This window comes from Seohaeicola sp. 4SK31 (assembly GCF_028802875.1).
Lineage (GTDB): Bacteria > Pseudomonadota > Alphaproteobacteria > Rhodobacterales > Rhodobacteraceae > Seohaeicola.
Map to the genome: position 1 here is coordinate 74491 of NZ_JARAMP010000016.1, position 21651 is coordinate 96141.

At 64.4% G+C, this 21651-nt stretch carries 20 protein-coding genes; 8 read left to right on the forward strand and 12 right to left on the reverse strand.

The genetic code is table 11. The features are described 5' to 3' along the window. Positions 1–11: 11 nt before the first annotated feature. The 6 genes from PVW27_RS14345 to PVW27_RS14370 all read right to left on the reverse strand — a co-directional run bounded on the left by PVW27_RS14345 (position 12) and on the right by PVW27_RS14370 (position 7091). On the reverse strand, positions 12–1007 hold the full coding sequence (locus tag PVW27_RS14345) for a phosphoadenosine phosphosulfate reductase (RefSeq protein ID WP_274558817.1): 996 nt from the start codon (positions 1005–1007) through the stop codon (positions 12–14). A gap of 125 nt (positions 1008–1132) precedes the next feature. Then, positions 1133–2194 (reverse strand): glycosyltransferase family 2 protein, encoded by a 1062-nt coding sequence (locus PVW27_RS14350; protein ID WP_274558818.1) that lies wholly within the window; start codon positions 2192–2194, stop codon positions 1133–1135. Between the two features lie 5 nt (positions 2195–2199). Further along, the gene (locus PVW27_RS14355; RefSeq protein WP_274558820.1) at positions 2200–2964 is read right to left on the reverse strand and encodes an FkbM family methyltransferase; all 765 of its coding nucleotides are present in this window, start codon (positions 2962–2964) and stop codon (positions 2200–2202) included. A 1-nt stretch (position 2965) separates the two neighbouring features. Next, positions 2966–5392 carry a glycosyltransferase family 2 protein gene (locus PVW27_RS14360; protein WP_274558824.1) on the reverse strand — a complete coding sequence of 809 codons (2427 nt, stop codon included), beginning with the start codon at positions 5390–5392 and terminating at the stop codon, positions 2966–2968. Then, the gene (locus PVW27_RS14365) at positions 5389–6054 is read right to left on the reverse strand and encodes a sulfotransferase family protein (protein WP_274558826.1); all 666 of its coding nucleotides are present in this window, start codon (positions 6052–6054) and stop codon (positions 5389–5391) included. Before PVW27_RS14365 ends, PVW27_RS14360 begins: the two co-directional genes overlap by 4 nt. Next, positions 6051–7091, reverse strand: coding sequence for a glycosyltransferase family 2 protein (locus PVW27_RS14370; protein WP_274558863.1), 1041 nt, complete (start codon positions 7089–7091; stop codon positions 6051–6053). Before PVW27_RS14370 ends, PVW27_RS14365 begins: the two co-directional genes overlap by 4 nt. A gap of 247 nt (positions 7092–7338) precedes the next feature. Here PVW27_RS14370 and PVW27_RS14375 point away from each other — a divergent pair, with 247 nt between their 5' ends. The 7 genes from PVW27_RS14375 to PVW27_RS14405 all read left to right on the forward strand — a co-directional run bounded on the left by PVW27_RS14375 (position 7339) and on the right by PVW27_RS14405 (position 15562). Further along, on the forward strand, positions 7339–8247 hold the full coding sequence (locus PVW27_RS14375) for an AAA family ATPase (protein ID WP_274558828.1): 909 nt from the start codon (positions 7339–7341) through the stop codon (positions 8245–8247). A gap of 101 nt (positions 8248–8348) precedes the next feature. After that, the gene (locus PVW27_RS14380; protein WP_274558830.1) at positions 8349–9608 is read left to right on the forward strand and encodes a vWA domain-containing protein; all 1260 of its coding nucleotides are present in this window, start codon (positions 8349–8351) and stop codon (positions 9606–9608) included. 37 nt (positions 9609–9645) lie between these two features. Beyond that, positions 9646–10614 (forward strand): XdhC family protein, encoded by a 969-nt coding sequence (locus PVW27_RS14385; protein ID WP_274558832.1) that lies wholly within the window; start codon positions 9646–9648, stop codon positions 10612–10614. After that, positions 10611–11642: a molybdopterin-binding protein gene (locus PVW27_RS14390; protein ID WP_274558833.1), complete on the forward strand. Its 1032-nt coding sequence runs from the start codon at positions 10611–10613 to the stop codon at positions 11640–11642. The genes PVW27_RS14385 and PVW27_RS14390 overlap by 4 nt, the downstream gene beginning before the upstream one ends. A gap of 159 nt (positions 11643–11801) precedes the next feature. Beyond that, positions 11802–12287, forward strand: coding sequence for a (2Fe-2S)-binding protein (locus PVW27_RS14395; RefSeq protein WP_274558835.1), 486 nt, complete (start codon positions 11802–11804; stop codon positions 12285–12287). Between the two features lie 104 nt (positions 12288–12391). Beyond that, on the forward strand, positions 12392–14758 hold the full coding sequence (locus PVW27_RS14400) for a xanthine dehydrogenase family protein molybdopterin-binding subunit (protein ID WP_274558836.1): 2367 nt from the start codon (positions 12392–12394) through the stop codon (positions 14756–14758). Positions 14759–14770: 12 nt separating this feature from the next. Continuing rightward, positions 14771–15562 carry an FAD binding domain-containing protein gene (locus PVW27_RS14405; RefSeq protein WP_274558838.1) on the forward strand — a complete coding sequence of 264 codons (792 nt, stop codon included), beginning with the start codon at positions 14771–14773 and terminating at the stop codon, positions 15560–15562. Between the two features lie 533 nt (positions 15563–16095). Here PVW27_RS14405 and infC read toward each other — a convergent pair. Continuing rightward, positions 16096–16650 carry a translation initiation factor IF-3 gene (gene infC, locus PVW27_RS14410; RefSeq protein ID WP_338019959.1) on the reverse strand — a complete coding sequence of 185 codons (555 nt, stop codon included), beginning with the start codon at positions 16648–16650 and terminating at the stop codon, positions 16096–16098. 196 nt (positions 16651–16846) lie between these two features. Between infC and PVW27_RS14415 the strand changes: the two genes are divergently transcribed. Then, positions 16847–17539, forward strand: a complete 693-nt coding sequence (locus PVW27_RS14415) for a translation initiation factor 3 (RefSeq protein WP_274558839.1) — start codon at positions 16847–16849, stop codon at positions 17537–17539. Between the two features lie 96 nt (positions 17540–17635). On the opposite strand, the gene PVW27_RS14420 is transcribed toward PVW27_RS14415, so the two are convergent. The 5 genes from PVW27_RS14420 to PVW27_RS14440 form a co-directional block, all read right to left on the reverse strand. Then, complete coding sequence (locus tag PVW27_RS14420) at positions 17636–18454, reverse strand: ferredoxin--NADP reductase (RefSeq protein ID WP_274558841.1); 819 nt, start codon at positions 18452–18454, stop codon at positions 17636–17638. Positions 18455–18530: 76 nt separating this feature from the next. After that, entirely contained in the window at positions 18531–18944 is a 414-nt protein-coding gene (locus PVW27_RS14425) for a DUF934 domain-containing protein (RefSeq protein WP_274558843.1), read from the reverse strand. Then, complete coding sequence (locus PVW27_RS14430) at positions 18941–19684, reverse strand: phosphoadenylyl-sulfate reductase (protein ID WP_274558844.1); 744 nt, start codon at positions 19682–19684, stop codon at positions 18941–18943. The genes PVW27_RS14425 and PVW27_RS14430 overlap by 4 nt, the downstream gene beginning before the upstream one ends. Beyond that, positions 19674–21341, reverse strand: coding sequence for a nitrite/sulfite reductase (locus PVW27_RS14435; protein ID WP_274558845.1), 1668 nt, complete (start codon positions 21339–21341; stop codon positions 19674–19676). Before PVW27_RS14435 ends, PVW27_RS14430 begins: the two co-directional genes overlap by 11 nt. Beyond that, positions 21334–21639, reverse strand: coding sequence for a DUF2849 domain-containing protein (locus tag PVW27_RS14440; RefSeq protein ID WP_274558846.1), 306 nt, complete (start codon positions 21637–21639; stop codon positions 21334–21336). Before PVW27_RS14440 ends, PVW27_RS14435 begins: the two co-directional genes overlap by 8 nt. Positions 21640–21651: the final 12 nt, after the last annotated feature.

Sequence of the window (21651 nt, forward strand, 5' to 3'; positions counted from 1 at the left end):
GCGCTGCTCTGTCAGGTGTCTTTGCTGTCCGCGCCGGCAGGGCCGTTGCCCTTGCGGGCAGGGGGCGGGGTGAATTCACCAACCGTCGCGGCTTTCTCCAGCCCTTCAAGGCGGCGTTTGATCCGGGGCGCGTTCATGCGGCTGACAACGTTGCGGCATAGCAGAATGGCCAGATAGGGCCGGTGCGTCGCATCCAGATGCCCCAGAAGATTGCGCAGATAGGGAGAGTGACACCGCCGGGCGCGGGCCAGCCGCGCGAATTCATGCGGTGTCAGGCTGTCCGCCGAGATGGCCAGCAGCAAATCGTCGAGAATCTCCATCTCGATCAGGTCACCCTGCAACGCATCTCCCATATGCCGCAGACGCAGCTTGGTGACATTGGGGCGCGTGAACAGCGCCGCATGCATCGCGTCCAGATCCTCGGCCGGGTCATAGATGACATAGCCGCACTGCGCGGCGTCCATCATGTCCGGCGCATAGCCATAGCGATCGGTGAATGACGTGCGGCGCATATGCGCAAACCGGTTGTCCCATTCGGTCACGCGCGGATCAAGGGTCGCCTGCGGTTGCACCAGCAGAACATGTGCCCCCGGTGACGCCACCGAAAAGGCCGCCGCCGCATAGCCGCAGGGACCGGCACCGTAGAAGATGACGCGATCGAATTCCTCGAACCAGCCGTCATCCGTCAGACGATCGAACAGGGCATAGACCGCCGGATCACGGAACCATGTGTCACCATCGCTGATCACGCATAGATGCGACCACCCATGCGCCTTGACCATGTCCCAGCCAAGCGGTTGACCGACATCCGATTGCAACTGGATTCCCTGAATCGTCTCGAAACTGACCAGAAGCGTGCTGCCCGCGGTGATGCGTGTGGCGAAATGGCGGCTTCCAAGGGATTCAAAGGATCCAGAGTTTTCAGCGATTTCAGAGAGTTGCGCCAGCCATTCGCGTTTCTTCAGTCCTGCGAGGGACCGGTCGGGCAAAGGGTTCATCTGAGACATCGCTGCACGTCCTCGGGTGTCCTGCCACATCTGGCAGGTGTATTCTGCGCCGGAATTAGCCCGTGTTTAGGGCAAAATTTAGGAGAATATGGCGGCGTTCAAGGCGATTGCGGGGCAGTGCGCCGTCAAACCTCGTCCAGATCGGGCTTTGTTTTCTGTGCCGCGATGGCATGGGCCAGCAACGGTCCGGCCTCGGCCTTGCTCAGCGGGTGCGAGGCGGGCGTCATCATCAGCCGTCCCATCAGGGCGCGCATCTCTTCCTCGCGCATCAGGGCGGCAAAATGGCTGTCGCGCCACGCCACCGCAGCCCGGTGTCCTTCGGCCAGTTCGGGATCGGCCATCAGCCTGTTGCGTTCGGCCTGCATCCGGGTGGACAGGGCCAGGATCGAGCGATCCTCGTCGGTGTTGAAATTCCGCTCGACCCAGTAATCCAGACCAAGCCGCTGTCCGGCATGCACCGCCCGCCCCCGGTCGGCCTTGAGGACGAAATCCTGCATCGCCCCAAGCGGATAGTGGTTGAGTTGCACCAATGTGTGATTCGGCCGCCCGAAGGGCGAGAACAGCCCGGCCCGGCGAAACCGCGGGGGCAGGGCGCGTCCCGCGCCGTCGAACCAGCGCCCCTGATCGCACCGCGCCGGATCGGGGGCGCGGGGGCGGTGGATGCCGGGTTTGGCATAGGTGCCGTCATTGCGATAGAGCGTCTTAAACATCGACGCGCGCCACGGCCAGTGCATGATCGTGGGGGCGGCGCGGGTGAACCGTGCGGTGACAGGCCGATCCTCATGCAGCACCATCCCGGCATTGCCGAACAGCCGCCATGTCAAGGTGATGGCCGTCGCCTCGGGCAGCGCGTCCAGCAGGGCGGGCAGGGTGCGGTCGCCTACGTGGATATTGACGAATTCGTCGATATCCAGCGGCAGGACCCAGTCTGCATGTTGCAGCAGCGGATGATCCGCCGCCCGCTTCATCGCGCTGAACTGGATGCCCGCCTTGTCATAGGGGGGCAGGTTGCGCAGATGCGTCAGCACCCCCATTTGCGCCAAACGGTCCAGCATCAGGTCGGACCCGTCCTGGCAGTCATTTGAAAAGACAAGGAAATCCGTGAACCCCACAGCGCGATGATGCGCCAGCCATTCCAGCAGAAAGGCCCCCTCGTTGCGCTGGGTCAGGATGGCAAGCGCGCGCATCCGCCTTACCAGCCCCGCAGAAAGGTGACGACCTTGGCCTCGGAGGCTTGTGGGAAATAGGTCAGACCGGCGGCGGCAAATGCGTCGAACACGGCCTTGACCCCGGCCTGTTTGATCCATTGCGGATGCAGCTCGACCACAGCGGCGCGCAGACCCTCCAGTGGCAACATCGGGATCACATGCGCCTCCGCCCCCTCGATATCGCAGACCAGCACGGTGGGACGGATCGCCTCGAACACCTCGCGGGCTGCACGGGTTTCAACCTTGGCCACCGACAGATGCGGCTCTTTCTCCAGCGGCGTCATCGATGAGGCGAGGATGTTCTTGCGCACATAGAAATCCACTTCGCCGGTCTCCTCGGCGATCAGCGCGTGATGCACCGTGGCGCGCGTGGCCCCATTCGCGGCATGGACCGACCGGATATAGGGGATCAGGCCGGGATTGCCCTCAAAGGCATGCACCGTCGCGCCGCAGCGCATGGCCATCAGCGTGGACATATAACCAATCCCCGCGCCCAGCTCGATCACCGTATCGGTGGGTTTGACCACGCGTAGCACGGCATCGGTTTCCTTGCGCTCATAGCCATTGGCGCGCAGGGATTGCCGGATACGCGGGCGCAGCACGGCCCGGTCCAGCGGGAATTTCAGGTTATGCGACCGGATCATCTCGGTGATCGGCGCGGCCTCGGGCATGACACCAATCTCGGGCGTCGCCTCGATGTCAGTCTCAGGCGCGGGCGGTGCGGCGCAGGGGGCTTTTCGTTTGGCCATGTCAGCTTTCCATATCAAGGGCGAGGGCATAGGCGACGCGTTCCGTGGCCGTCAGCTTGAGGGTCAGGGCCTGCTCATACAACTCTCGGAACTCCGGCATGGCCTGCAATTCTGCCGCCTTGGCCCGGTGCCACGCAAGTCCTTGTTCATGCAGGGCGCGCAAGCGGTCGTCCTGCATCATGGCGTCGCATTCAGCCCGCACACGCGGCACGTTGCGCTTGATCGTGATGTCGCGCACATCGGACCAGTCCATCCTGATCCAGTAATTGATCCCGATGGCCCGATCCACATGCAGCGCACGGCCCCGTTGCCGCTTGATGAGGAAACTTTCGGCCGAGCGCAGCGCGTAATGGTTCAGTTGCAGCAGGTCATATCCGATGGATTTGACCGAGTTGCGCCAGCCTTTCTCCGCCGCCTCGCGGGTCATGTCCTGCCCCGATCCGTTCACCCAGAGCACCTGATCGCGCAGATCCGAGTCCAGCTTGTTGGGGCGGTGACAGCTCAGCTTGGCATAGGCGCCATTGTTGCGGAACATGGTCTTGAAACCCCATGCCGTATGCGGCTTGGGGCAGAACCGCGGCGCGCACCATTCGAACTGATCTGTCACGAACCGGTCAGACAAGGCGGTCACGCCGCCATGTCCGAACAGCCGCCATGTCATCGCGACATTGGTGGCCCCCGGCAAGCGGGCGAAGAAATCATCCAGCGTGCCATTGTCGCAGCGGATATTGATGAACTCGTCCACGTCGATATGGATGATCCATTCCGCATCGCGGATCAGCGGTTCCTTCAACGCCTTGTTCAACGCCGATTGCTGGGGCGAATTGCCCTTCCATCCGTCGTTGTTGCGATGCTGGAGCAGGCCCATCTCCTGCATCCGGTTCAGGATCTCGGCTGTGCCGTCGGTGCAGTCATTGGTGTAGATCAGGAAATTGTCCACGCCGATGGCGCGGTGATAGGCGACCCATTCCGCGATGTAGGGCGCCTCGTTCTTCATGCAGCCGACGATCACGCGACCCGAGGAGCCCTTGGGCAGCACGCGGGGCGCACGGGGCGCATAGGCGGCGGCCAGCTCTTCCTCGTTCACCATCCCCAAGCGGTTGTGCGGCCGGAAGGGCGAGGCTTGCAGCTTGTGGAAATTCTCGATCGCCAGCGGTGGCATGATCCGCGCCGCCGACTCGGTCAAGGGCGTGGCTTTGGGCTGCGCTTTGGCCGCAGGGGCGGGTGCAGCCGGGATCACGGGCGCTGCGGCACCCTTGCCCCCGCGCCCCTCTGGGCGGGGATCATCGGGCATGGCCGCGTCGCCCGCCTCTGCGGCATTGGCCTTGATGGCGCGGTCGATTCTTGCGCGGAAGGCCAGCAGATACTGGCTTGCGCGAAATCCCTGACCGGGATCGGCCTCGGTCCATGCCGGGGTCTTCGCGCCCCGCTTCCGGGTTGGAAAGACCCCGCGCAAGGCGCTCTGGCTGGACAAGGATGACTTCAGACGATCCTCAAGCGGCTTGGAGATTCCCAAAAGCGTATCTGGATCAATGGGTTCACCGTCTATCCTGATCTCGTCGATGAACTTGCGCCACAGCGGGCGGGGCACGATCTGTCCGGTCACGTCCTGAAGCCGCTCCAGCAACAGGTTCATGCGCCGCGCCCGGCTGATCCAGGCCGCCGAAGGGGGCGCAGGCAGCTTGGCGGGCGTTGCACGGCCCAATGTCTCGGTGATGCCGAACGCGGCGCGGATCTCCTCGGTCGCGTCCTCGCCATGAAACAGCGCCACATCATAGGGGCGCAGGGTGACCGCGCCCTGACCGAAAACGCTCTCCCAATGGCACACAAGACCCGCGTAATCCAGCCAGAAGGCAGGGCAATGCGTCTCGAAGAACCGCCCTCGCTCCGGATCAACGGCAGGTGCCAGCGCCAAAGCCGCCTCCCACCATCCGCTCGCAGGCAAATCACGCTCCACCTCCAGCGGACTGTGCCGCCCGTCCAGCACCTGCGCCGCAAAATGGCGCGCCAGCAACCGCGCCGGGGCGTCCACATGGGCGATGATGCGGATATCCTCCGACAGCGGGGCCAGCAAGTCGCGCAGCCGTTCCAACTCGGACCGCCGGGCCAGCGATGTGCCCAACTGGCTCGCCGACAGGATCAGCGTCTCGGGTCGATGCGTGGCCATGTCGCGGGCCAGTGTCGCGGACAGCTCCGCGCGCAGCGCCGCCTGACGCGCAGGATCGGCATGGCCGCGCCCGGCGCGCAGGGCATCCACGTGATCAGGGTCCGTCACGGCCATGTAGAGCCGCGTATGGTTGCGCGGTCCGGCGGCGCGCGGAAACAGCACGCCCTTGGCCAGCATCTGTTCGCGCTTGTCGGCCATCACCTGTTGCAGGCGCGCGGCACCGACATGTTCCAGCCCGATATGCAGATAGATCCGCGTCATGCGACCTGCTCCCCGACCACGGTCGAGGTCGGCGGATTGCTGTTGGCGCGGCCCCACCATGGCAGCGTCCTTGCGATATGGGCACCGATCAGGGCAGGGGCCTGCGGGTCCGCGACATCATAAAGCAGAAAGGCCGGATCATCCCTGAACAGGGCCTGAAGATGGGCGTAATGCCCCTCGATCCAGCGCACCCGCTCTGCCGTCGTCGCGCCAAAGCCGCGTGGCAAGCCGGGCACATCGCTGCGGGGCAGACGCTCGGTGCCAAGGTTCGACCAGCGCAGCATCGAATCCGACAGCGCGCGCGGATCGCGCCAACTCGCCAGAAACCGCACCCCCGGATGATGCGCGCGAATGGCGCTGATCAGGCCCCAATCCGTCTGCGGCCACAAGGACTGCCCCTCGCGCAGGCAGCTGATCTCCGAGAAAGCGTCGAACCCCTCCAGCCGGGCCAACGGGTCGCCGGTGTTGAAATACCCGTCATAAAGGCTCTGGCCGAGGAAAATCCCGTGCATGCTGGTATCCGCAGTCTGGCGGCGGCGGATGCGGTAATCCGCCACTTTCAGCCCCGACAGGCGCAGCGCATGGGCCAGTGTGGTGGTCCCTGTCTTGGGCAGGCCAAGGTTGACGACACGCAACCGGTGCGGGGGGCGGTGGGCGGTCATGCAGCCTCCTCCCACAGACCCAGTTCGCGCAACAACGCCTCCTCCTGCGGGGGCAGGGTCGAGGCGGCCTTCAACTGGTCGCGCATGTCCTGATATTCCGGCCGCGCCAGCAGGGCTGCGGCCCGCGCGCGGTGCAGGGCCACACATTCCAGATGCAGCGCATCAATCACCGGATCGGCGCGCAACCGCGCCATCTCGGCCTCCAGCGCGGGTAGATAGCGCTGGATGCTGGTATCTTCCATCGCGGGGTCGTTACGCTCGCGCCAATAGGTGTCGTCAAAGGCCCGGTTCTCGCGGTTCACGTCGCCCCGATCATTCTTGACCAGATAGCTGTCCAGAGACCGCAGCGCATAATGGTTCAGCGTGGCATGCACCCGCGCGCCCATCGCGGGAAACTTGCGGATGCGGCGCGGATTGGCCGCCACCAGAAACTTGTGCGGCACCGCGCGGCCCGCGCCATCCGTCCATGCGGGATATTTGCGCGGCGGCAGCTTGGCGCTGAAAAAAGGCCGGTGCGCGCCGTAATAGTGCAGCGGGAAATCCCGCCGGATCAGGGACTTCACCTCGATCGCGGTTTCGCCGCACCAGATATCGGGGTTATGGCAGCGGGTGAATTGCGCGATGACGGGCCGGTCCTCGAACCCGTCGATCCCCGCATTGGCGAAGAACTGAAAAGTCACGCTGATCGCCTGCGGATCACCGCAGGCCGCAATCAGCGCGGGGATCGTATGGTCGCCCACATGGATGTTCAGAAACTCGTCCACATCCGCGATCCAGACCCAGTCCGCCTCGGTCACGATATCCTGCGAGGCCGCATGTTTCAGCGCCTCCATCTGGTAATTGCGCCCTTCGGCCGGGTTGGGCAGGTGCCGCACCACGCCGCGCTCCGCCAGCGCATCCAGCATCCGGTCGGTCCCATCGGTGCAATCATTGGAATAGAACAGGAAATCGGTGACCCCGATCACCCTGTTGAAGGCGATCCATTCCAGCAGAAAGGGACCCTCGTTCTTGACGCAGGTCACCGCCGTAATACGCAGCCCTGCCTGCCGCGTCTTGTCCTGTTCACTCATGACACCCGTGCCTGTCTACTGCCGGGGCGCGCTGCCCGCGCACGCCTCTCCGTCACTGTGACGGATTTTTGTTTCACAAAATCATCGCAGGTCACGCAGAATCCGTCAATCTTTCACAAAATTTTCCACGGCTTGCGGGCATTCGGGTCACGCTGTCTTGCCTTGACGGCGCATTGGCCCAGTTGCAGGGTTCGTGCCAAAGGGAGGATCACATATGCCGTTGCCGCAATCCATCGACGAGGTGCAAAGCCTGCTGGCCGGTCAGGACTATGTCTGTGGCCGGGCGCTGGCCACGGTCACGTTCCTGTCGCTGAAACTGGGCCGCCCGCTGTTTCTGGAGGGCGAGGCGGGCACCGGCAAGACAGAAATTGCCAAGGCCATCGCCGCCGCCCTTGGCCGCCGCCTGATCCGCCTGCAATGCTATGAGGGCCTTGATGCCTCCTCTGCCGTCTATGAATGGAACTTCGCCGCGCAGATGATCGCCATCCGCACCGCCGAAGCCGCAGGCGGTGCCGACCGCGACACGCTCAAGACCGAGCTTTTTACCCAGGACTACCTGATCGAGCGGCCCTTGCTGCAAGCCATGCGCCCGCAGGCAGGCGGCGCCCCCGTCCTGCTGATCGACGAGCTGGACCGCACGGATGAACCGTTCGAGGCGTTCTTGCTGGAGGCGCTCAGCGATTTTCAGGTCACGATCCCCGAACTCGGCACGATCCACGCGCCCGAACCGCCCATCGTCATCCTGACCTCGAACCGCACGCGCGAAGTGCATGACGCCCTCAAGCGGCGCTGTCTTTACCACTGGGTCGATTACCCCACCTTCGACCGCGAGATCGACATCCTCAAGGCCCGCGCGCCGGAGGCGTCCGAAGCGCTCAGCCGCGAGGTGGTGGCATTCGTCCAACGTCTGCGGACCGAGGATCTCTTCAAGAAACCCGGCGTGGCCGAAACCATCGACTGGGCGAAATGCCTGCTGGCGCTGGACGTGATCAGCCTGTCGCCCGAGGTCATTGCAGATACGCTGGGCGCGATCCTGAAATATCAGGACGACATTGCAAAATTGCAGGGTAGTGAGGCGAAACGTCTGCTCGACGAGGCGCGCGCCACCTTGGAGCCCGCGTGATGCAGCAGAGGTTGCAGCGGGGGGCTTCCGCCCCCCGACGTCGAACTGTGTTCGACGAGCCCCCCGAGAGTATTTGCGGCAAGATGAAACAGGCGTAACTCATGGCCGAATACATCCCCCTCGATCTGCCCGACAATCCGCGCCTGGCCGAGAACATCACCCATTTCGCCCGCGCTCTGCGCAAGGCGGGCCTGCCCATCGGCACAGGCCGCGTGATCGATGCCATCCGCGCGGTTGAGGCGGCAGGATTCACCGACAAGCGCGATTTCTTCTGGGTGCTGCATGCCTGTTTCGTGAACCGCCCCGAACATCGCGCGGTCTTTGCGCAGATCTTCCGGCTCTACTGGCGCGACCCGCGCTATCTTGAGCACATGATGTCCATGATGCTGCCCGCCATTCGCGGCGTGCAGGAAGACCGCACGGCGCAAGCCGCCGAGAAACGCGCGGCCGAAGCCCTTCTGGATGGCGCGAACCGACCCGTGGAACAGGAAAACCCCCGCGAAGAGGAAACGATGATCGAGGTCGATGCCTCGATGACCATTTCCACCGAAGAACGGCTGAAAACGCTGGATTTCGAGCAGATGAGCACCGCCGAGATCGCCGCCGCCAAGCGGATGCTGGCGCGGATGAGCCTGCCGGTGAAACCCATCCCTTCGCGCCGGGGCCAGCCCAGCCTTACCGGGCAGCGCATCGACTGGCGCCGCACCATGCGCGCCTCGATGCGCCGGGGCGGCGAGATGCAGGAACTCTCGCTCAAGAAACCGCGCCCGCGCTGGCCCAATCTGGTGGTGCTTTGCGATATCTCGGGGTCCATGAGCCAATACAGCCGGATGGTTTTGCATTTCCTCCATGCCGTCGCCAATGAAAAGGGCGCGGGCTGGGCAAAGGTGCATGCCTTCACCTTCGGCACGCGCCTGACCAATATCACCCGCCATCTGGCCACCCGCGACGTGGATCAGGCGCTGAAGGCGGCGGGGGCCGAGGCGCAGGATTGGGAAGGCGGCACCCGCATCGGCACCTGCCTGCATGCCTTCAACCGCGACTGGTCGCGCCGCGTCATGGGGCAGGGGGCGGTGGTCCTTCTGATCACCGACGGGCTGGACCGCGACAGCGCCGCCGATCTGGGCCGCGAGATGGAACGCCTGCACCTGTCCGCGCGCCGCCTGATCTGGCTCAACCCGCTTCTGCGCTGGGACGGTTTCGCCCCCAAGGCGCGCGGCATCATGGCCATGCTGCCCCATGTGGACAGTTTCCGCGCCGGCCATTCCATCGACAGCCTCGAGGCCCTTGCCGCCGCCATATCAAAGCAGGATGATACAGGCGAAAAGACCCGGCTGATGGCCGCGCTGCGTGCCCATTGACCGACGCGGCCCGTCAGGGCCAAGGGAGGGACCCGATATGACCGACAGATATGACCGCATCCCCGAAATCGCCCTCGACTGGCACCGCGACGGGCGCGGCGCCGTGCTGGCCACCGTGGTGGAAACATGGGGCTCCGCCCCCCGCCGCGTCGGCAGCCAGCTTGTCATCTCGGGCCGCGGCGAGATCGAAGGCTCCGTCTCGGGCGGCTGTGTGGAAGGCGCGGTGGTGACCGAGGCGCTTGAGGCATTGGAGCAAGGCACATCCCGCCTGCTGGAATACGGCGTCAGCGATGGCGATGCCTTCGCCGTGGGGCTGGCCTGCGGTGGCACGATCCGTGTGCTGGTCGAACCCGTCGGCGCGGAACTGACCGAATCCCTGCTGGCCGATCTGACCGCCGCCCGCGCCGCCCGCCGCGCCGTCGCTTATGTGGCCGACCTTGCCAAAGGCACACGCCACCTCACCACATCGGACCACGCAGACCGCTTCCGCATGGACCGTTCGGGGTTTGAGGACGACGGCCAGACCTTCGTCGCCATCCACAACCCACCGCTGCGGATGATCGTGGTGGGGGCCGTGCACATCGCTCAAGCCCTTGTGCCCATGGCGCGGATCGTGGGCTATGATCCGGTGATCGTTGACCCGCGCGATGCCTTCGGAAGCCAGGCCCGTTTTCCCGGCGAAACGATCCTGAACGACTGGCCCGATGATGCCATCGCCACACTGGGGCTGGACGCGCGCACCGCACTGGTGCTGCTGACCCATGATCCCAAGCTGGACGATCCCGCGATCGAGGCCGCCATGGCCTCGGACGTGTTCTATATCGGCGCTCTCGGCTCCAAACGCACCCATGCGTCGCGCGTCGAAAGGCTCACCGCCAAGGGCATCCCGGCGGATCGGATCGCCCGCATCCACGGCCCTGTCGGTCTGGACATCGGCGCGGCTGGCCCATCCGAGATTGCCCTGTCGATCCTTGCCGAATGCACGCAGGTCTTGAGGAAAGGATGAAATTCGGACCCATCCCCGTGGCGCAGGCGACAGGCGCGATCCTGGCCCATTCCGTCGATCTGGGCGGCAAGCGGCTGCGCAAGGGCGTGACACTTGAGGCGGGCCATGTGACCGCGCTGACGGCGGCGGGGCATGAGACGGTGATCGTCGCACGGCTGGATCCCGGCGATGTGCATGAAAACGACGCGGCGGCGACGCTGGCCTCGGCCCTCGTGCCAGATCCGGCGGCGGCGGGGCTGCGCCTGACAGCGCCCTTCACCGGCCGGGTGAACCTCATGGCCGAAGGACCGGGTGTTGCGGTCATGGATGTCGCAGCGCTGACCGCGCTCAACGCGGTCGATCCGATGATCACGCTGGCGACCGTGCCGCCCTTTCACCAGATGGGGCCGGGCGGCATGGTGGCCACGGTCAAGATCATCTCCTACGGCGTGGCCCGCGCCGATCTTGAGCGCGCCTGCACCTTGGGCGCGGGCGCGATCCGGCTGGCACAGCCGCAACTGCGCACTGCGACCCTCATCATCACCGACATCGCAGGCGGTCTGGCCAGCACCGAGGAGCAGGCGCCCGACAAGGGCCGCGCGGCCATCGAGTCGCGTCTGGCTGCCCTGGACATGGTGCTGGACCGGGTCGTCACGGTGCCGCATCGCAGCGAAGAACTGGCCGATGCCATCGCGGGTGCCCAGAGCGATCTGGTGCTGATCCTGACCGGGTCCGCCACATCGGACATGGATGATGTGGGCCCCGCCGCCCTGCGCCGTGCCGGCGGGCAGGTGGAACGCTTCGGCATGCCGGTTGATCCGGGCAACCTTCTGTTTCTGGGCGCGCGCGACGGACGCCCCGTGATCGGCCTGCCGGGCTGCGCGCGCTCTCCTGCGCTGAACGGGGCGGATTGGGTCCTGTCGCGCATCGCCTGCGGTCTCACGGTCACGGCGGCGGATATCGCCGCCATGGGAATCGGCGGCCTGCTCAAGGAAATCCCCTCGCGTCCCATGCCGCGTGCAGGGCGGGGCGACAGAAAACCGGCCTGATGATCACGCTCCGGACCATGCGGCGGGTTCGTTTGATGCGTGACAAAGGCATGGCAAGTCACTTCCTTGCGAGACGCGACAAAATTCATGCTTCTCATATCGCCGGGGGCATGTTTAGGTATCTATCGTGGACGACATAAAATCTCTGGGAGGAGCGTCATGGTACAGGTCAAAATGACCGTGAACGGCAAGGCCGCATCGGGCGATGTGGAAGGCCGGACATTGCTGGTTCAATTTTTGCGCGAAAATCTGCATCTGACAGGCACGCATGTGGGCTGCGACACGTCGCAGTGCGGCGCTTGCGTCGTGCATGTGAACGGCACCGCCGTGAAGGCCTGCACCATGCTGGCCGCCGAGGCCGAAGGGGCCGAGGTCGTGACCATCGAAGGCGTGGCCAATGCGGATGGCTCGCTCAATACCGTGCAGCAGGCGTTTCAGGATCACCACGGGCTTCAGTGCGGTTTCTGCACCCCGGGCATGGTGATGACGGCAACGGCGCTGCTCAAGGAAAACCCCAATCCGACCGAGGCGGAAATCCGCGACTATCTGGAAGGCAATATCTGCCGCTGCACCGGCTATCATAACATCGTCAAGGCGATCATGGCCGCAGCAGGGCAGGACGTCAGCCGCATCGCGGCCGAATAAGATCGAGGGATGCGCCCAAGCGGCGCTATCTTCGCATTACCTAGGATCATGAAGAATGCGCGTCCGAGGAGGGAAGCCATTCTTTACTCAGGGAGAGGAATACCATGCCCAAGGATCATGGAATTGGCGCCAGCCCGAAGCGGCGCGAGGACCTGCGGTTTCTGACCGGAAACGGCAATTATACGGATGACATCAACCTCTACGGACAGACCTATGTGCATTTCCTGCGCTCGGATGTGGCGCATGGACGGCTGAACAAGGTCGATACCGCGGCTGCGGCGGCGATGCCCGGCGTGGTGCGGATCTTCACAGGCGCCGATTTCGCCGGTGTGGGCGGTCTGCCCTGCGGCTGGCAGGTCACCGACAAGCACGGCCAGCCGATGCAGGAACCCGGCCATCCGGTTCTGGCACAGGGTAAGGTCCGCCATGTGGGCGATCCCATCGCCGCCATCGTGGCCGAAACCTATGAGCAGGCCCGCGACGCGGCCGAGGCCATCGTGCTGGACATCGAGGAACTGCCCGCCGTCATCGACATGAAGGCCGCCGTCAAGGATGGCGCGCCCAAGGTGCATGACGAGCTGACCTCGAACCTCTGCTATGACTGGGGTTTCGTCGAAGAAAACAAGGCCGCCGTGGACGAGGCGTTCAAGTCCGCCGCCCATGTCACCACGCTGGAACTGGTGAACAACCGCCTTGTCGCCAACCCGATGGAACCGCGCGTGGCGGTGGGCGATTACAACCGCTCGACCGATGAATCCACCCTCTACACCACCTCGCAGAACCCGCATGTGATCCGCCTGCTGATGGGCGCCTTCGTGCTGGGCATCCCCGAACACAAGCTGCGCGTCGTGGCGCCCGATGTGGGCGGCGGTTTCGGCACCAAGATCTTCCACTACGCCGAAGAGGCCTTCTGCACCTTTGCAGCCCGTCAGTTGAAGCGCCCCGTCAAATGGACCTCGACCCGGTCCGAGGCCTTCATGTCCGATGCCCATGGGCGCGACCACGTGACCAAGATCGAACTGGCGCTGGACAAGGACAACAACTTCACCGCGCTGCGCACCGAAACCTATGCGAATATGGGGGCCTATCTCTCGACCTTCGCACCCTCGGTGCCGACATGGCTGCACGGCACGCTGATGGCGGGCAACTACCGCACCCCGCTCATCTATGTGAACGTGAAGGCCGTGTTCACCAACACCGTGCCGGTTGACGCCTATCGCGGCGCGGGCCGCCCCGAGGCGACCTATCAGCTGGAGCGTGTCATCGACAAGGCCGCGCGCGAATTGGGCGTGGACCCGATCAAGCTGCGCCGGCAGAACTTCATCACGCAATTCCCCTATGCCACCCCTGTGGCGGTGGAATATGACACCGGCGATTACGTCGCGACGATGGACAAGCTCGAACAGATCGCCGATCTGTCCGGCTTTGCCGCGCGCCGCAAGGCGTCCGAGGCCAAGGGCAAACTCCGCGGTCTGGGCGTCAACTGCTATATCGAGGCTTGCGGCATCGCACCCTCGAACCTCGTCGGCCAACTGGGTGCCCGTGCTGGGCTCTACGAAAGCGCCACGGTCCGCGTGAACGCCACCGGCTCCATCTCGGTCATGACCGGCAGCCATAGCCACGGGCAGGGGCACGAGACCGCCTTCCCGCAGGTGATCGCGGAAATGCTGGGCATCGACGAGTCGATGATCGAAATCGTCCATGGCGACACCGCCAAGGGCCCGATGGGCATGGGCACCTATGGCTCGCGCTCCCTCGCCGTGGGCGGCAGCGCCATGGTCCGCGCGACCGAGAAGATCATCAACAAGGCCAAGAAGATCGCCGCCCATCTCATGGAAGCCTCGGACGCGGATATCGAGGTCAAGGACGGCAAGTTCCACGTCGCCGGCACCGACAAATCCGTCGCCTGGGGCGATGTGACGCTCGCGGCTTACGTGCCTCACAACTACCCGCTCGAAGATATCGAACCGGGGCTTGAGGAAACCGCCTTCTACGATCCCTCGAACTTCACCTACCCCTCGGGCGCCTATTGCTGCGAGGTCGAGGTGGACCCCGACACCGGCCGGGTCACCATCGAACGGTTCAGCGCGGCGGATGATTTCGGCAACATCATCAACCCGATGATCGTGTCGGGCCAGGTGCATGGCGGGATCGGGCAGGGCATCGGTCAGGCTCTGCTGGAAGGCTGCGTCTATGACGACAACGGCCAACTTCTGACAGGTTCCTACATGGACTACGCCATGCCGCGCGCCTCGGACGTGCCCTTCTACACGGTGGATCACTCCTGCGTCACGCCCTGCACGCACAACCCCCTTGGCGTGAAAGGCTGCGGCGAGGCCGGGGCCATCGGGTCACCCCCCGCTGTCGTGAATGCCGTGATCGACGCGCTGCATTCCGCGGGCAAGACCCACGTCACCCATATCGACATGCCGCTCTCGCCCAACCGGGTGTGGGCCGCGATGAACGCGTAAGGAGAAGCCATCATGTATAACTTCGAGTTTGTCCGCCCCACGACGATCGCGGATGCGGTGGCGGCTTTGGGCCATGAAGGCGCGCAGGCGCTGGGCGGGGGGCAGACCCTCCTTCCCACCATGAAGCAGCGTCTGGCCAGCCCCGAAAAACTGGTCAGCCTGACCGGCATCGCCGAGATGCAGGGCGTCTGCATCTCCGACGACGGCCATCTGTGCATCGGGGGGGCCACCCCCCATGCCGTGGTGGCGCGAGAGGCCGCCAAGCACTACCCCGCCCTCGCGGGCCTCGCCTCGCATATCGGTGATCCGGCGGTGCGCAACCGGGGCACCATCGGCGGCAGCCTCGCCAATAACGACCCCTCCGCCTGCTACCCCTCCGCAGCGCTGGGATCGGGCGCGGTGATCGTCACCAACACGCGGCGCATTGCGGCGGATGACTACTTCCAGGGCATGTTCACCACAGCCCTGCAAGATGGCGAGATCATCACCGAAGTCCGCTTCCCGGTGCCGGAAAAAGCCAGCTACCAGAAGTTCGAACAACCCGCCTCCCGCTTCGCGCTGGTCGGCGTGTTCGTCGCCAAATACGCAGACGGCGTGCGCGTGGCGGTCACGGGTGCCTCCGAGGAAGGCGTCTTCCGCTGGTCCGAGGCCGAAACGGCACTGTCCAAATCCTTCACCGCCGACGCGCTGAACGGCCTGACCGTCCCCGCCGACGGCATGATCGGCGATTTGCACGGCTCGAAAGAGTATCGCGCCCATCTGGTCGGCGTCATGACCAAACGCGCGGTCGCCGCTGCGGCGTGATCCGGGTGTGACGGAATGAGAAACGCCCCTGCGGGAAACCGCGGGGGCTTTTTTATCCTTAATCCGTAGGGTGCGTGCTCGCACGCACCACGTCCCCCCTCCGCGTCAATAAATGGTGCGTGCTCGCACGCACCCTACGGATCGCTGGTCGGGGTCATGACCAAACGCGCGGTCGCCGCCGCAGCGTGATCCGGGTGTGAAGGAATGAGAACCGCCCCCGCGGGAAACCGCGGGGACGTTTTTATATGTAACCCGTAGGGTGCGTGCTCGCACGCACCACCACCCCCCCTCCGCGTCAACAAACGGTGCGTGCAAGCACGCACCCTACGGCTCGCTGGCATTTCCCGTTGTAAAGCCCCACGTCACCCCAAACCCTTACCACCCCCTCAACCTTCGCTAAAAGGTGGTAAACACGCCCGCGTAAACCATTGAAAACGCACATACCGAAAAATGTCCCACGATGGGACAGACAAAGAAAAACCGCCCCGGCGTCGCAAGACGGGGGCGGTTTCTTTCGTCCAAATCAGGCTGGATTATTTCGGCAGAGGTCCGATCAGCATGATCATCTGGCGGCCTTCCATCTTGGGGAAGTTCTCGACCTTGCCCACATCCTTGGTATCCTCGGCGACCCGCTCCAGCAGCTCGCGCCCAAGGTTCTGGTGCGCCATCTCGCGGCCCCGGAAGCGCAGGGTGATCTTCACCTTGTCGCCTTCCTCAAGGAACTTGAAGACCGACCGCATCTTGACCTCATAGTCATGCTTGTCGGTGTTCGGACGGAATTTGATTTCCTTGATCTCGATGATCTTCTGCTTCTTGCGCGCCTCGGACTCGCGCTTCTGCGTCTCATACTTGTACTTGCCGAAGTCCATGATCTTGCAGACCGGCGGCACGGCATTGGGAGAGATCTCGACCAGATCGAGGCCCGCTTCCTCGGCCATGACAAGGGCCCGCTCGGGCGTGATGACGCCGACGTTCTCGCCATCTGCGCCGATCAGCCGGATTTCGGGGGCGCGGATGCGTTCGTTGATGCGGGGGCCTGTTTCGCGCTGCGGGGGCGCGTTATGCGGTCTGCGGGCTATGGTGGTGATCCTTCGATTGTTGGCATATTTCGAGGCCGCAACCTAACCTTGGGCGGGGCTTACTTCAAGCGGCAAATCGGCAGATACCTGCCGATCTGATGGCGATCCGGTTGTCTCGCCGACCCCGCATCCTCATCTGACGGCCTGTTGCGTGTCAGACCCTTGGTCTGCCGCGTCTTGGAGTCATGATGAAGGACTGAATGTGATGAACAAAGTGATCCTGCCTGTCGCCGTGCTGGCCATCGGTGCTGCTGGCTATCTGTTCTGGGCGAACCAGACCAATGATGTGCCAGCGGTTGAGGTCACGGCCCCGCAAGCGCCGACCCAGACGACTGAAGAGGCGGTTGATGAGGCGGTTGACGCGACCCAGGATGCGGCGGACAGCACGGCCCGCACCATCGAGGAGACCGTTCAGGACGCAACCGAAACGGCGCGTGACGCGGCGGATGCCGCCTCGGACACCGCTCGTGCGCTGGCGGATGATGCGGCCGAGGCTGTGGACAGCGCCGTACAGTCGGCAACTGCCGCCGCCGATACCGCCGCCGATGCCACACGCGACGCCGTGAACGCGGCAACCCAGACCGCGCGCGAGGCGCTGCAATCGGCCATTGATGCGGCACCCGCCGATGACACAGCATCCACGGATACGACTTCTGGCACCACGGCCCAGAGCGCTGTGGCCAGTCTTGCCGCCGCCACCGGCATGACCGCCGCCGAGGCCGATGCCGCGCTGACGGTCGAGGGGTTCGACTTTGACCGTGCCGTGACCCTGATCCAAGCTTCGGATCTGGGTGACCTGCGCAAGACCCTGTTGACGACCGGGATTGAGCAGGCCCAGGGCAATCCCGAATTGCTGCGCATCGCGCTGGACCAGACCCGCAGCGCGCTGGGGATGTGACCCGGATCTTGATGCGGTGACATCAAAAAGCGAAGGCCGCGCAAGCAACCCTCGCGCGGCCTTTTGCATGGCGGGTGTCCGGATGCGGCGCTGCGATCAGCCCACGAAGGCCTTTTCCACCACATATTCCGCCGGATCGGAATTGGCGCCCTCGCGCAGGCCGAACCCTTCCAGCACGGTTTTCATGTCGGTATTGAAATCCAGCGATCCGCAGACCATGCCACGGTCGTTCTCGGGCGAGATGGGCGGGATGCCCAGATCGGCAAAGACCTTGCCGCTTGTGAGGTTGTCCGTGATCCGCCCCATCCGCGCGCTCTGTTCCCGCGTTGTCGTGGGATAATAGCGCAGCTTGTCGCCCACCAACTCGCCGATCAGCGGATCCTCGGACAGGCCCTCCACCAGTTGGCGGCCATATTCCAGCTCGGCCACGTCGCGGCAGGTGTGCATCATGATGACCTCCTCATACCGCTCGTAGGTCTCGGGGTCGCGCATCAGGCTGGCGAAGGGGGCGATCCCCGTGCCGGTGGCAAAGAACCACAGACGTTTGCCCGGCAAGAGTGCATCCAGCACCAGCGTGCCCACGGGCTTGGGCCGCAGGATGATCTGTTCGCCCGGCTGGATATGTTGCAGCTTCGATGTCAGAGGGCCGTCTGGCACCTTGATCGAATAGAACTCCAACTCCTCGTCCCAGCTGGGCGAGGCTATGGAATAGGCGCGCAGCAGGGGTTTGCCATTCTCGCCCATCAGCCCGATCATCACGAATTCGCCCGAGCGGAAGCGCAAGGATTGCGGCCGTGTCACGCGGAAGGAAAACAATCGGTCCGTCCAATGGGTCACCGCTGTCACGGTCTGGGCATCGGGCAGGGTGGGGACTTTGGGAATGGAAATCTCGGTCACTGTCAGGCTTTCGGTCATATGCGTCCTGCCGGGGAATAAACCGGCATCCTTTCCTTATCTTTGATCCATGTCAGATGAAAGCGCGGCGGAAGGTTCAGCCGCGCAGCCGCGCCTGATAGTCATGGGCGCGCCAGTCGGCACGGGCCAGCCATTGAGCCTCGGGCTGGCGGGTGGCAAGGGCGGCCGAAATCTCGACCTCGTCAAAGCCTGCGCGCCGCGCCATGGCGTATTGATCCGCGATCACGTGCCCCGCCGCGCGCAACCGACCCTGATAGCCGCGCAGGCGCAAGCGCCGCGCAAGGGTAAAGCCGCGACCATCGGCGAAACTGGCAAAGGGGATGCGGATGATCTGCACCGCGTCCAGTGCAAGCGAGTCGGGGTCGGCATCGGCGGGCAGGTCGATGGCCGTCGCGCCAGCCGCGGCCTCGGCCAGTGGACGAAAGCCTTCGGCCCAGTCCTCGGCCGCAAAGCCTGTGTCCCGCACGATGACGGTGCTGTTCGATGTCATTGCCCTGCTCCTGTTCTGACCATCTTGCCATTCACGAAATGGATGCCGCATTCTTCCTTGGCCGCTCCGCGCCAGCGGCCCGCGCGCTCATCCTCGCCGGGTTTGACGGGCGAGGTGCAGGGCGCGCAGCCGATGGAGGGATATCCGCGCGCCACCAGCGGATGACGGGGCAGGCGGTTGTTGATCATGTAATCCTGCACATCGCCCTTGTCCCAATGGGCCAGAGGATTGACCTTCAGCCGCCCGTCGGTGTCCGCCTCGAAGAACTCCAGTGCCGCACGTGTGCTGGCCTGAAACCGCTTGCGCCCGGTGATCCATGCGTCAAAGCCGTGCAGCGCGCGCTCCAGAGGTTCCGTCTTGCGCAGCGCGCAGCAGGCATCCGGGTCGGACTGGTGCAGCAAGCCGTCAGGGTCCTGTGCCGCCAGCGCCACGGGGCGCGCGCGAATGATCCGCAGATCCGACAACTCCAGCCGCTCCGCGACCTGCCGCTGATAGTCCAGCGTTTCGGGAAACAGCATTGCCGTGTCGATGAACAGCACCGGCACGGTCCGGTCGATCACCGCCAGCATATGCAGCAGCGCCACGCTTTCCGCGCCAAAGGAGCTGACCAGCGCGATCCGGCCCACCTGCGGGTCGGACAGTGCATGGCGCAGCACGGCGCTGGCCGCATGGTGGCGATAGCGCGCGTTCAGGTCTGCCGCGCGCTCTGCCACGGGGGCTAGGGGCGCCTCAAGCGGCATGACGGCCCTGCGCCTCGGGGTAAAGAGCGGCCTTGAACGGTGCCACGCCCAGACGGCGATAGGCCTCAAGGAAGGTTTCCTCACGCCCCTCGCGCAGGTCCAGATAGGCGCGGATCAGCCGTTCGATGGCCGGCAGCAGGTCATCGGCCGCGAAACCGGGGCCAGCGCGTTCGCCGATCACGGCATCTTCGGTGCCGTCACCGCCCAGCGTGATCTGGTAGTTTTCCACGCCCGCGCGGTCCAGCCCCAGAATCCCGATATGGCCGACATGGTGATGTCCGCAGGCGTTGATGCAGCCGGAAATCTTGATCTTGAGCGGGCCGATATCATGCTCCAGCTTGAGCGTGTCGAAATGGGTGGCGATCTCTTGCGCGATGGGGATGGAGCGCGCCGTGGCCAGCGCGCAATAGTCCATGCCGGGGCAGGCGATGATATCGCTGATCAGGCCGATATTGGCGGTGGCCAGCCCCGCCTCTTTCAGCGCCGCATGTACCACTGGAAGATCGGCGCGGGCAACATGGGGCAGGATCACGTTCTGCTCGTGGCTGATGCGCAGCTCGTCATAGGCATAGGTTGCGGCCAGATCGGCCATGACGCGCATCTGATCTGCAGTGGCGTCACCCGGTGTGGCCCCATGTGCCTTGAGGCTGATGGACACGATGGCATGATCGGCTTGGCGATGCGCGGTAAGGTTGGTGTCGGCCCATGCCCGGAACACCGGATCGGTGGCATAGGCCACCTCATAGGCATTCAGCGGCTTGGCCACGAAATCCGGGGCGGCAAACTGCGGCGCGATCTGTGCCAGCAGCGCCTGATCCGCGCCGTTGAAGGCGGTGCGCAGGGTTTCGAACCGTTCCTCGACCAAGGCGCGGATGGTGTCGATCCCGTTCTCGTGCACGGTGATCTTGATGCGCGCCTTGTATTTGTTGTCGCGCCGTCCCAGCAGGTTGTAGACGCTGACAATCGCCTCCAGATAGGGCAGCAGATCGCCGCGTGGCAGAAAAGGCCGGATCACCTGCCCGATCATCGGGGTGCGGCCAAGGCCACCGCCCACGATCACCTCGAACCCGGTCTCGCCGTCACGCGCCACCATGCGCAGCCCGATGTCATGGGCGCGGGTCACGGCGCGGTCATTGGGGCTGCCGGTGATGGCGATCTTGAACTTGCGCGGCAGGAACTGGAATTCGGGGTGATCCGTGGACCATTGGCGGATCAGCTCGGCCACCGGGCGAGGATCGGACAGCTCATCTGCGGCAGCACCCGCGAAATGGTCGGCGGTCACGTTGCGGATCGTGTTGCCGCTGGTCTGGATCGCATGCAGCCCCACCTCGGCCAAGGCGTCCAGCATGTCGGGCACATCGGACAGTTTGGGCCAGTTATACTGGATGTTCTGGCGGGTGGTGAAATGGCCGTAACCCTTGTCCCAGCGTTCCGCCAGATAGGCCAGTTGCCGCATCTGCGCGCTGTTCAGGGTGCCGTAAGGGATCGCCACCCGCAGCATATAGGCGTGCAGTTGCAGATAGAGGCCGTTCATCAGGCGCAGCGGCTTGAACTCATCCTCGGTCAATGACCCGTCGATGCGGCGGGCCACCTGCGCGCGGAACTGGGCGTTACGCTCGGCCAGAAAGGCCCGGTCGAATTCGCTGTAGTTATACATTGGCCAGACCCTCCTGCTTGCCATGCGCATAGTTGGACGGGCCCTTGCGGCGGAACTCCTCGCGGAAATGGGCGGGCTGCGGGCCGCGCGGGCCGGGGATCACATCGGCAAGGTAGGCCCCCACCACGCGGCCCGGTTGCCGCTGGGCATCCAGCAGGCGCATCTGGGCAATCGCCTCATCCTCGATCACCTCGGCGCGCGACAAGTCGCGCGTCCAGCTGTCATCGGCGGCCAGATAGATGACATCGCCTTCGATCAACGCATTGGCGGTGACGACCTTGGGGGTGAAACGGGACATGGAACTCTCCTT